Source organism: Winogradskyella pacifica (genome assembly GCF_003386275.1).
Classification (GTDB): Bacteria; Bacteroidota; Bacteroidia; order Flavobacteriales; family Flavobacteriaceae; genus Winogradskyella; species Winogradskyella pacifica.
On record NZ_QREI01000003.1, the window covers coordinates 63,175 to 75,899 of the forward strand.

10 protein-coding genes are annotated in these 12,725 nt (G+C 34.4%); 4 read left to right on the forward strand and 6 right to left on the reverse strand.

The window, feature by feature from the left end:
• Positions 1–3: 3 nt before the first annotated feature.
• The 4 genes from DFQ09_RS07490 (at position 4) to DFQ09_RS07505 (ending at position 3,610) form a co-directional block, all read left to right on the forward strand.
• Positions 4–879 (forward strand): mechanosensitive ion channel family protein, encoded by an 876-nt coding sequence (locus tag DFQ09_RS07490; RefSeq protein WP_115809046.1) that lies wholly within the window; start codon positions 4–6, stop codon positions 877–879.
• Between the two features lie 96 nt (positions 880–975).
• Positions 976–2,139, forward strand: coding sequence for a sigma-54-dependent transcriptional regulator (locus tag DFQ09_RS07495; RefSeq protein WP_115809047.1), 1,164 nt, complete (start codon positions 976–978; stop codon positions 2,137–2,139).
• A gap of 12 nt (positions 2,140–2,151) precedes the next feature.
• Entirely contained in the window at positions 2,152–3,030 is an 879-nt protein-coding gene (locus tag DFQ09_RS07500; protein WP_115809048.1) for a PPK2 family polyphosphate kinase, read from the forward strand.
• A 1-nt stretch (position 3,031) separates the two neighbouring features.
• Positions 3,032–3,610, forward strand: a complete 579-nt coding sequence (locus tag DFQ09_RS07505) for a hypothetical protein (RefSeq protein ID WP_218845009.1) — start codon at positions 3,032–3,034, stop codon at positions 3,608–3,610.
• Between the two features lie 138 nt (positions 3,611–3,748).
• On the opposite strand, the gene DFQ09_RS07510 is transcribed toward DFQ09_RS07505, so the two are convergent.
• The 6 genes from DFQ09_RS07510 to DFQ09_RS07535 form a co-directional block, all read right to left on the reverse strand.
• Complete coding sequence (locus DFQ09_RS07510) at positions 3,749–7,018, reverse strand: S41 family peptidase (RefSeq protein ID WP_115809050.1); 3,270 nt, start codon at positions 7,016–7,018, stop codon at positions 3,749–3,751.
• A 41-nt stretch (positions 7,019–7,059) separates the two neighbouring features.
• Positions 7,060–8,247 (reverse strand): DUF1624 domain-containing protein, encoded by a 1,188-nt coding sequence (locus tag DFQ09_RS07515; protein WP_115809051.1) that lies wholly within the window; start codon positions 8,245–8,247, stop codon positions 7,060–7,062.
• 87 nt (positions 8,248–8,334) lie between these two features.
• Entirely contained in the window at positions 8,335–9,546 is a 1,212-nt protein-coding gene (locus DFQ09_RS07520) for an acyltransferase family protein (protein WP_115809713.1), read from the reverse strand.
• 152 nt (positions 9,547–9,698) lie between these two features.
• Positions 9,699–11,057, reverse strand: a complete 1,359-nt coding sequence (locus DFQ09_RS07525) for an MFS transporter (protein ID WP_115809052.1) — start codon at positions 11,055–11,057, stop codon at positions 9,699–9,701.
• Positions 11,058–11,312: 255 nt separating this feature from the next.
• Positions 11,313–11,822 (reverse strand): nuclear transport factor 2 family protein, encoded by a 510-nt coding sequence (locus tag DFQ09_RS07530; protein ID WP_115809053.1) that lies wholly within the window; start codon positions 11,820–11,822, stop codon positions 11,313–11,315.
• 44 nt (positions 11,823–11,866) lie between these two features.
• Complete coding sequence (locus DFQ09_RS07535) at positions 11,867–12,604, reverse strand: hypothetical protein (RefSeq protein ID WP_115809054.1); 738 nt, start codon at positions 12,602–12,604, stop codon at positions 11,867–11,869.
• Positions 12,605–12,725: the final 121 nt, after the last annotated feature.

Consider the following 12,725-nt stretch of genomic DNA (forward strand, 5'->3'; position numbering starts at 1 on the left):
ATAATGGAGCAAGATTTAAGTGAAATAGAAGATAAAATAACAGAGAGTGGTGCTTGGCAGACTATAGTGGATTTCCTCGGGTTACACGTAAATCTTGGTACAGATATTAGTATTTCAATTTTTGATATTCTAATTATCATTACAGTCATTTTTGTTACTACTATTGCCTTAAGAATAGTTTTAAAAATCATGACCCGAAAGGTGCCTGAAGAGAACAAGGGTAAATTTGGTGTTGTTTATGGGTATTTCAGATGGCTTGTATATATTATTATACTCTTAATAACGTTGAACAGCGTAGGTGTAAATGTAACAGCAGTTTTTGCAGCTTCAGCAGCACTTTTAATTGGGATTGGTTTAGCATTACAAACCTTGTTTCAAGATATTATTTCTGGAGTTTTTATACTAATTGATCAATCCGTACATGTTGGTGATATTATTGAAATAGATGGTAAAGTCGGCAGAGTAGATGAAATTAAATTACGAACCACAAGGGCTGTTACTATTGATAATAAAGTTTTAATAATTCCTAATCACTTGTATTTAGAAAACAGTTTGTATAACTGGACGCAAAACGGAACTACAACTCGTGAAAGCGTTGAGGTTGGTGTCGCTTATGGAAGTGATGTGCAATTAGTAAAGAAACTGTTATTACAGGCTGCAAGTACAAATAAGAGTGTGCTTTCCGAACCAGAACCAGGAGTCGTTTTTACAAATTTCGGTGACAGTTCTTTAGATTTTAAGGTGTCATTTACATTAGCAGATAGTTTTAAAGCACAGTTTCCTAAAAGTGAAATTAGATTTGAAATAGATCGGTTGTTTAGAGAAAATAACGTGTCTATTCCGTTTCCGCAACGCGACATACATATTATTCAAAAATAAAATAGGTTTATGATTTTACACGATTCAAAATACAATGTAGTTTGAATCATAGCATGAGTTTCAAGTGTTAAAACCATATTCGAAAAAAATAAAATTATGCCAAAAATATTAATAATTGAAGATGAGGCTGCTATACGACGTGTATTGGTAAAAATACTTTCTGAGGAAAATAGTACCTACCAAGTTGAAGAAGCAGAAGATGGTTTAGTTGGAATTGAAAAAATAAAAAAGGACGATTACGATTTAGTGCTTTGTGATATTAAAATGCCAAAAATGGATGGGGTTGAAGTATTAGAGGCTGTTAAAAAGATTAAACCAGAAACACCAATGGTAATGATTTCTGGTCACGGTGACCTAGATACAGCTGTAAATACCATGCGTTTAGGTGCTTTTGACTACATTTCTAAACCGCCAGATTTAAATCGATTATTAAATACGGTTCGTATTGCTTTAGATAGAAAAGAACTTGTGGTAGAGAATAAAATGCTTAAGAAAAAAGTAAGCAAAAACTACGAGATGATTGGTGAGAGTGAAGGTGTAGAACGTATTAAAGACATGATTGATAAAGTGGCGCCAACAGATGCTCGTGTATTAATTACAGGACCAAATGGAACAGGAAAAGAGCTTGTTGCACATTGGTTACATCAAAAAAGTGAGCGCTCTAAAGGCCCAATGATAGAAGTTAATTGTGCAGCAATTCCTTCGGAATTAATTGAAAGTGAGTTGTTTGGGCACGTAAAAGGGGCTTTTACATCTGCAGCAAAAGATAGAGCAGGGAAGTTTGAAGCGGCTAATGGAGGTACCATATTCCTAGATGAAATAGGTGATATGAGTTTATCCGCTCAAGCCAAAGTATTGCGTGCCTTACAAGAAAGTCGCATTCAACGAGTTGGAAGTGATAAAGACATTAAAGTGAATGTTAGAGTAGTGGCAGCGACCAATAAAAATCTTAAAAAAGAAATTGAAGAGGGCAACTTCAGAGAAGATTTATACCACAGATTAGCGGTGATTTTAATAGAAGTACCTTCTTTAAATGATAGGCGAGTAGATATTCCATTATTAATCAATTATTTCTCAGAAAAGATTTCTAATGAACACGGAACTGCTCAGAAATCATTTTCAGATAAAGCCATTAAGTTACTTCAGAATTATGATTGGACGGGTAATATACGTGAATTACGTAACGTAGTAGAACGCCTTATTATTTTAGGTGGAAGTGAAGTAAGTGAAAGTGATGTCAAAGCTTTTGCTTCAAAATAAAACCTAGTTATTATGAAAGATATCAAGATAGACGATTTCGAAATTTCATCTCAAATCAATATTAAAGATTTGCCTACAAAGTTCGATTTAGATGCAAGTGAAAAGAAAATAGAAAAGGAATTAAGAAAAGTCAGTCGCGATTTAGCAGACATCCAAAACCGAATGTATGCGCATGGAAAATATGCTGTGCTTTTTTGTATTCAAGGTATGGATACAGCTGGTAAAGATAGTTTGATTCGCGAAGTTTTTAAAGAGTTTAATGTTAGGGGAATTGTTGCTCATAGTTTTAAAAAACCTACAGATTTAGAATTAAAACACGATTATCTTTGGAGACATGTCAGAGCTTTACCTGCAAGAGGTAAGTTTGGCATTTTTAATAGAACACATTACGAAAATGTATTGGTTACAAGAGTACATCCTGAATATCTAATGTACGAGAATATTCCGAATGTAACATCGCTAAAAGATGTTGATGATACCTTTTGGGAAAAACGATTCAATCAAATAAATAACTTTGAAAAGCATATCGCAGACAACGGTACCATCATTTTTAAATTCTTTCTGAATCTTTCAAAAGAAGAGCAAAAGAATAGATTATTAAGACGTTTAAATAAGCCTAATAAAAATTGGAAATTCTCGCCAGACGATCTAGACGAGCGTGAGCATTGGGATGCTTACCAAACGTGTTATGAAGATGCGATTAATAAAACGTCTAAACCTCATGCGCCATGGTATAATCTTCCTGCAGACGACAAACCAACAGCGAGATATATCGTAGCAAAGATTCTTTACGATACACTTAAGGAATATACCGATATTCAGGAGCCAGAATTACCAGATAGTCAGAAAGCGAATATAGATTCTTATAAGCATCAACTCGAAAATGAATAGGATGAATATTCTGATTATAAGAATTCTATTAATTTGTAATATTATAGCCCCAATGTTTAGTGACGCTCAAAATAACGATGACCTTCCGTATTATGAATTACCTAAAGCACCAGAAGAGTTTACAGCAGGCACTATGGCAGCGCGTATGGTTGATGCCTTAGGATTTCGGTTTTACTGGGCTACAGATAGTTTAACGTCTAAAGATTTAGCGTTTAGGGCTAATCAAGAAGGTAAATCAACCGAAGAAACTATAATTCATATTTATAGTTTGTCTAATACTATTGTAAATTCAACTTTAAAGCAATCAAACAGCAAGGTTAAAGAGAATCTGTCTTATACAGAATTGAGATCTAAAACCTTACACAACTTAAAAACTGCTGCAGATATTTTAAGAACGAGTAAAGATATTTCACAATACAAAATTATTTTTGGTGACCGTGAAATCCCGTTTTGGAATCAAATTAATGGTCCAATAGCGGATTCAATTTGGCATTGTGGGCAAATAGCAATTAATAGACGCACAACAGGTAATCCTATGAATCCTAAAGTGAATCATTTTACAGGAAAGATCGGGTCTTAAATTGTCTGTTGCTTTGTCTTATCACGTTTCATCTTTATCTTCCTTCTTCATTTGAATATATTAAAATACGAGCCGCACTCCTAATCTTGAATAAAGGATTACGGCAAATACCATTACTATATCTAAACCTGTTATGTGTTAATTTCCCTTTGCTGGTTGAGGAAACGGAGGAATTTTAACCTCTTTTTTAATACTTAATTGTTTCATTAATTCTGCAACTCCTCTTTCAAGCTGTGGATCTTTTCCGATAGATAATGCTTTTGCATCTTGTCTAACTTCAATATCAGGCGACACTCCTTCATTCTCTGCAATCCATTTGTTATTTATAGGATCAAACACAGCATTGTCTGGTGACGTTAATGAGCCTCCATCAATTAAAGCATAATGCGTTGAGGATTTTACTAAACCTCCCCAAGTTGTCATACCAATTAATTTACCAACATTTTGCTGTCTAAATACCCATGGGAAGAAATCTCCACCAGAACCCGCAAGTTCATTAATTAATAACACTTTTGGGCCTAATATACCTGCCGGAAGTGTTAGCGGTTTACCATTTGGTACTTCATTAGTTAAGCCAGCTCTTAAGCTACGTGTCATTAAATCTACCATATAATCATCTAATAAACCACCACCATTAAAACGTTCGTCAATAACAGCTCCTTCTTTATCTTGTTGTGCAAAGTAATATCTATTGAAAGACACAAAACCAGGACCTCCGGTATTCGGAACCCAAATATATCCTAAACGACCGTTTGATAATTTGTCTACTAATCTGCGATTGTCCTCAACCCATGTGCGTTGCCTTAACGAGTTTTCATTAGAAATAGGTTCAACAATTTCCTTCCAGTTGCCTTTAAATTCAGGTTTATCATTAATATGAAGAATGGTTTGTTTTCCTGAAGTACCATCTAAATATTCATAAAAATTAGTATCGGCTTTAATTTCCTTTCCATTAATACCTACAATATACTGGCCCTCTTTTATGTTTAATCCAGGAGCGTCTAGAGGACCAGTTAAACCTGGATTCCAACTTTCAGTAGTGAAAATACGATCGATTTTCCAGTGGTTTTTGTCGGTACTCATATCAGCACCTAATAGGCCTGTTGTAGATCTTTCAATATCTGGATAATCGCCTCCTCTAACAAAACTATGACCAACAGATAATTCACCATTTACCTGATCTAAAATATAATATAAATCGGCACGATGCTTTATAAACGGAACCAATGGAGCGTAACGTTTGTAAACAACATTCCAATCACGACCATGCATATTTGGATCGTAAAAATAATCGCGTTCGTATCTCCAGGCTTCTTCAAACATTTGTTCCCATTCTGCAGAACGATCTAAATTCATTTGTAAATTAACTTTAAGGCGTTTGCCTCCTTTGGCATCTCCTCCTTTGGTACTAACCACTTGCCAATCTCCATTAATCTGAGCTAACATATGTTCACCATTTGTGGTAACCGAAACCGAACGCACACCAGATGTAAATTCTTTGTTTTCTTGTTTTTCAAGATCAAATTTATGAAGTAGTGCGCCTCTATCATTTGCGACATATTCTGAAATAAACATGGATCCTTTTGGACCAGCAATGATATATCCATAATTTCTTGTAGGTATTGGTAATGCTAGTGTACGGCGACCAATATTTTCAAAATCGATATGCATTGCTTTATGGTCATCTTCCTTTTTCTCTTTGGAATCTTTATCCTCTTTCTTGTCATCAGGTCTCTCTTCACCCTCATTTTTAATGTCTTCTTCATCACTTTTCGGTTTAAAAGGAGAATCATCATTAGCATCCAAATTAATAACATAAGCAGCATAGGCAGGATTTGCTGTCATAGAACTGGTATTCGCCCAACCCGATCCAAGGGCAACATCGGTACTTGCTAAAAAGTAGAGTTGTTTTTTATTTAAATCCCAAGCCGGTGAAAAAGAATCTGCAAAAGCATCTGTAATTGGTTTTGTGGTATCCTTCTCAATAGAGTAAATATAAATTTGCCTAAAGTTATTAGAAGCCGATTTTTGATAGGCAATCCAATTACTATCTGGTGACCACTTTAATTCAATACTGTTACGTTCTAAATTAGTGCCTCCAATGTCAATTGTTTTAATTTTTTTCGTTTCTAAATTTACAAATCGTAAGCGCACATCATCATCAACAAAAGCAATATACTTTCCATCTGGCGACCATGTCGGGTTCCAAGCCAATTTAGATTCTCCAATAGAAATCGTTTCTGGTTTTGATAAACCATCCTGATCAGAAATCATTAACGCATAATTTTTTCTATCGGCATCAGAAAACCAAGCGATTTTATCACCTTTTGGTGACCAAATAGGTCGTCTGTCTGCGGTGCCAGAACTTTCAGTAATATTTCTAGAATCACCAAATTCTACAGGAATTGTAAAGATATCGCCACGAGATTGCATAATGGCACGTTTTCCGTTTGGAGATAAAGAGGCTGAACGGGTGGAATTAGAAACATCTTCCCATTTGGTTTCTGACCAAGGAAAATCACCAATCACAATAATTGATAGTTGGGTATGTTTACCTGTTGAAATATTCATGGTATGTAAATAACCATCGCGTTCATACACCAAAGTGTCATCATTACCGCTTAGCCATTTAATGTCAGAACCTTTAAAGGTTGTAATTTGTTGCATTGATTTTGTCTTCGGATTGTAAGACCAAATATTAGCGACTAAATCGCGATCAGATAGAAAATAAATGTTTTCACCTAACCACATCGGTTGGATATCGGTGGTTTTTTCATTTGGGAGTAAAACTTCATTCTGTGTTTTTAAATCCAATATAATAAGTGGCGTATTTTGGCCTCCTCTATAGGCGCGCCATTCTTCATCCCAACGATCCATTTTGTCTAAAATCAATTGCGTTCCATCTGGTGAATACGACCCATCGTTACTCCATTGTTTTGTTAAGAGTTGCGGTGCTCCGCCTTCAACTGAAATCGTATAAAGTCGATTGTATGGTCGTGGTGCGGTTTCTCTGTTACTTGCAAATAAGATATGTTTACCGTCGTTTGTCCAACCTCTAACCGTAGAGCCGCTAGGATGCCAAGTTAAGCGTTTTGGTTCTCCACCGTTTTTAGAAACCACATACACGTTGTTTGTGCCAGCTCTGTTAGAGCTGAATGCAATCCAATTACCATCTGGTGAAAAGTATGGGTTAGATTCGCTAGCTGCCGTTGAGGTAATCCGTTTAGCTTCGTTAGAATTTAATGCAGAAATCCATATATCGCTTCCGTAAGTATAAGTGATATGAGTCGCACTTATATCGGGTTGACGAAGTAATCTGGTGTCTTGAGCAAATGTAACGAAACTTGAAAGTAGAAATAAAATAACGACATATGGGGTTGTGAGATGTGTTTTGAATTTGAATTTCATGTGATATGATTGATTAAATTAATAAGATTGATATTATAAAGTTACAAATAACTAAGCCACCATTTGTCTTTATTGTTGGTTTTGTATTGCATATATGTTTTGCAAATTGGATATAGAGCCAAAACAATAACTATCCAAATAAGGTACACCGTAACTAAAGAATAGCCATAACCTTGTAAAATTCCTGAAGTCATCGTTTCATTATCTAGTATCATGAGTTTCCAGTCTTTTCCTGTAAGTAACAAGCCTAGAATTGCTCCTAAATGTATAACGAAAATGTGCAACATATAATAAAAGAAAGGCACCCTTCCAAAAACGAGTAAAAAATTGGTTGCTGTGTTTTTTATCGTTTCAATGAAATATAAAAAAAGTAAAGCAGGTCCTAAAGTGATTAAAAGATATGCCAATGATGGTGGGTATTTTGTAACATTGAAGAATGAAATTACCGTCTTTTCACTTGTTTCTTGTAGAGTCCACGGCACTAAATCAGCGTAAAAATTAAATCCTCTAAGCATAAAAAAGGATATAATTGCGGATGTGCCAATATATAACAGCCATTTTTTTCTAAATGCTTTTGATGTGTCTTTTGCATAAAATTCTCCAAAGCAATAGCCTAAAACTATAACACCAATCCATGGTAAGATAGGATAAGAAAATGACACATAATGTCCTTCTGCAAAACTGAGAAACTGACCTTGATGAAGCATATACCATAATATGGATGAGATACTATCTCCTTCTTTAATAATACCATCTAAAGCGTTATGTCCAAATACAATTAGAAGTCCGAGAGCAAGTATGAGTCGTTTTGGGAGATAAATAATAATACCCAGCACAATCATACATAAACCAATTGCCCAAATGACCTGAAGATTAATAAAACCAAAGTTCACATCAAACCACCAAAGAAAATTATTTATAAAAATTTCCACGAAAATGAGCCATATCCCCCGTGTAATTAAAAATTTTGAAAGTTGTTTTTTGGGTTTGTTTTGACCATATAAAAAAGCCGATGTACCAGCAAGAAACACGAATACCGGCGCGCAGTAATGCGTAATAAAACGTGTTCCAAATAAAATGATGTTTGTAGATTCTAAATTTTCAGGATAATTACCTGTGAATGCGTTAATATGAAAATAATCCCTTACATGATCTAAAGCCATAATAACCATGACTAATCCTCTTAGAACGTCGATGGATTCTATTCTGTTTGATTTGATTGATGACATGAGTCTTAATTTTTTAAAAATCGAAGACCTGAGGAATTATAAATATATAAATATTTGCACTGTATGGCTCCTAAAGGTCGGCATTACTTATTTATCTCGAATTATTTTTAGTTCAGGAATTTCTACCTGTTTTAGGTCACTTGTTTTTCTACTGTATTTTCTTCCATTTAGGAATTTGCCAATAAATGTATTTCTAACAAAAAAATGATACGTCACAAAACAAATGCAACTAGTTGTTAGCATTACAAATAAAAATTTTAAGACTCCAGATATATCCCAATCGGCAATTAGAGCAGGAATTATAATCGTCAAAGGAAGGTGCAGCAAATATACCCAATAGGATGCATCAGAGATATATCGCATTCTCGCAGAATGATGACTTGCGTATCTAATAAAAAGTCCTGTGATACCAAAGATGAGTAACCAACAGGCTAAAGATCGTATACTCATAATGATTAATAAATCCAATTTTACGGTGTCTAAAATAAAATACCATGTAAAAAGCGCGGTTCCTAATATGGTAAAAAGCCAATCGTGTTTCATAAAAGTTTTCAAGAATGATTTTGACTTATATAATAACCAACCAAACATGTAGAAAAATAAATAGAAAATAAACGTATTGAATTCCAGGATAAAACTTGTTGAAGTATTTACCCAATATTTATCCATAAAAACGAGGATTAACACGGTTAGAAATGTAAAGACAAAAAGTCTTAGGGTGGGACTCTTCAATATATAATGGAACGTGTTATGAATAGACTTTGAAATCTTAGGTAATTTTTTAAACAGTAATCCAAGTAAAAAGGAAACCACAGAAAACATAATGAGATAATATAAAAACCATAAATGCATGGTTCTAGTTGGAATAAAGCTTTGTGCTGTTGAAAATTTCTCTAGTGTGTTTTCTATGGCATCAGGATTAGAAGCAAATACCTCTAAGGTATAGTTCATGCCACCAACTACGGGAACAAATAAAATGATTACAAAAACCAAAAAAGGTAAGGTGATGCGATTCATTCTATTTTTAAACATTCGACGAGAACCTCGTTCATAGAATAAAAGTGCAGCAAAAAAACCTGCAACTACCATAAAAATTGGCATTCTGAACACATGAATTAGAGATGAAATCCACTCTAAGTTAGGATTGAAGTTATTAGGGTCTCTTATAGGCCAAGCTGCATAAGGTTCTCCACCAATATAGGTTATTACCGAATGTAGTACAAGCCCTAAAAGCATCATTATGGCTCGCAGAGAATCTAGTGCGTGTATGCGTTCTGTTTTTTGTCTTACGGTTTTCATTTTAATTAATTGTTGTAAAACAGACAAATCAGTAATAGTTTTATCATTAGCTAATTGCAATAACCTCAAAACACTAAAACTTTCCTGAAGTGTGTTTTATAGCTATTACTGATTCTATCTCCATTTAGTGCCTGTTTATTATAGTTGTTATTCTAGTCTAATGTGACTTGACGTGTAACTAATGTTTTGTTTAAAATTTTAAAGCTACCTACTTTTGTTCTGTGTTTGTTAAAATTGATAAATGGCATCATAATACCCATTATTAAAGGAAGTACTGCTATAAAGAGAAACACATATTCCCAACTAAAATGCGTTTTTAATACACCTAATAATGTCGCTCCTGCTGCTCGTCCCATATTAGAAATCGCCATATATAGTGTGAATTGTGTCGCAGCTACGGTTTTCCAACACAGATGCATTCCTGAAGCAAAAACAGCAATACATAAAAAGGTATACAAGGTGCTGTAGATTAATATAAATCCGTACATCACGGTAGTATTGCTCCATAGATTAGTTGAAAATGCAAATACAACTATTAGGATGGTAATAAACGTTAAATAGTACATTAGCATTTTTAGCTTTCCGAAGTAATCTACTAAGTAGCCTCCTACAAACATTCCTAAAACTCCTGCTATAATTGAAGTAATTGCAAATACCTCAGAAAAGGACGTATTTGTCCATCCCAATTCTTGTATGGTGAAAATAGGAAGAAGTGTATCTATTAAACCATACATAGTACCAATTATAAACGAAGCGATACAAAAAATGATACTAGATGGTAATTTTACAACGCGGTATAAACTTTTTAAAATTTGCGACCAACTTCTTAATTGTGTTTTTATCGATTCTTCAACAGCTTGTCCTTTGGTCCACGGCATTATTTTTTCGCCAGGTCGTTCAGTAAAATAAATTGGTACAAACATAATTAATGCGACAACAATAGATAATGAAGCAATGGCTAGCTTAAACCCAATACTATTTATTAAAGCAGTCCCAATGACCAACGCTAGTGAAGTTCCAATGGTTTTACTTCCCCACATGAGTCCATTTGCTCTAGCTTGTTCATTGGCAGGAATTACATCAACAGCCATACCGTCAGTTGCCACATCTTGAAACGCACCGAAAAAACTAATCAAAAAACCTGTAATCATTAGTCCAGAAGCATTATTTAGCGGATCAGAAACAAAGCCAATACTCAGAAAACTTAGTATTAATCCTAATTGCCCAAAAATTACCCAAGGTCGCTTTCTTCCCATATCGAGAAACGTAAATCGATCCATTAGTGGTGCAATTAAGATTTTAAAACTCCAGGGTATGGCAATAACACCAATAAATGACGCAATTTCTAAGGGAGATTTGCCATTCATTGCCAACCATGCAGGTATTGCAAAGAAAGTAATGCCTTCTGGTATTCCCTGAGCGGTATATAAGGCTGAAAATGAAAAATACCTAGATAAAGCACTTTCCTTTAAACTTCTGCTAAATTTTAAGTTTAGATTATATTTAGTCATTATAAAGGATGATTTAAAATGTTTTAAATATTTGAGGCATTCAATATCAGGGTAAGGTCAATCCCTTTTGTTAAACACGTAAGTGTCTTTTATCTATATAAAGAGTGCTAGGGTAATAATTGTTTTTTAACAATAAACAGGCACATCAGTAACAACAAGATTATTTACTGATCGTAAAACTTCAAAACACTAAAACCTTTTAAAGTTGGTATCGTTATTACTGATTCTATCTCCAAATAGTGCCTGTCTGTAATTTTATTGTTCTTCTATCTCTGGTAGATTATTTTGCGCTTCGATGTCTTGAAGCCCTAATACAATCTCTGTTGGATCCCACATACCAACGATTCTTACAATTTTTCCATCAACAAAGCGATAGGTTAAATGAACTGGCATGTCAATAACTTTTCCATTGCCTTTTAGTGTGCCTTGCCAATCTAACCAGACGTTAACCCAAGTATGTCCATCGTCGGTTAGAACCATTTCATAGTCTTGATCTTTCTTTGCGAATCCGCGTTGTGAATAATGGGCATCATTACCTTGATGATAAGCCTTGAGGTTCTCTTTTAATATGGGGTTGTCTTTAGTGTTAAAAAACACTTTACACGTATCTACTAGGGCGTTTACGTTGTAATTCATTGCGTTATAGTTAGCTATCTGCGCCTTTACAATATCAATTTCGGGTGATTGTTGTGTATAACGCGACTCTTTTTGTTGGCATGCTACAAACATTGAAATAGCGAAACCTATTAATAGTAGTTTTTTCATCTTATTTTGGTTTTTAAGTGCTGAGATCTATTATCTAGATTTTTTTAATTCATGCTTAATTCAGTTTCTAAAGTAAAAGCGTAACTCCATTGGTCGTCAACAGCATCTTTAAATTTTTGACGTAAAGCTTCAGCTTTAGATTTGCCATTTGCGTCTTCATATAATTTCCAGATACTTTCTTGGTCTTTATCGAGATCCGCAAAATCTTTGAAAGGTTCAGAAATAAAAAAGTCGGCATTTTCACCACCCATAACACGGTACCAGTAACCACGATTATCACCTTCTTTTTTACTTATGGCAGAACTCATTTCTTTTACAGCTTCATTAAAAGCTTTATAATCGCTGACTTTAAAGTTGGTTACCCAAACCATTCCCAGGTCCTCAAAAGCTGTTTTTTTGCTAAACTCAGGTATAGATCTTGTGGTGTTGTATTCAAAACTTTCAATATTGGGTATAATGAATTCTAACGCTGTAGCAGTACAAGCTTTTCCTGCGGCATCAGTTTCAGCCATTTCTGCCCAATTTGCCAAATGCGATTCTAAGACGTAAATATTACCTTTCCCTTGTAAGCGATGCCAAACATTCCATTTGTTTGTACCATTATTTTCTTTATAGCATTTATTCCATTTTTTTACACCTTCAACAAAAGTTGAATTATGACCAAACTTAATAGTGTACTCCGTTAATTGCATGATATTACTTTCGTCTTCTTGGGCTTGTGTTGCGGCAGGAAGCAAGAATGCAAAACATGCTGCGAATAAAATTCTTTTAATTGTTTTCATGATTAATAGTATTTAAATGGTTAATGATAAGAGAACCCATAAATTGAATTCTCTTCTCAAGTAACTGTAAATCAATTGAAAAAGAAAGTGATGTAGGACGAACTCGGGATTTTGTTATCCG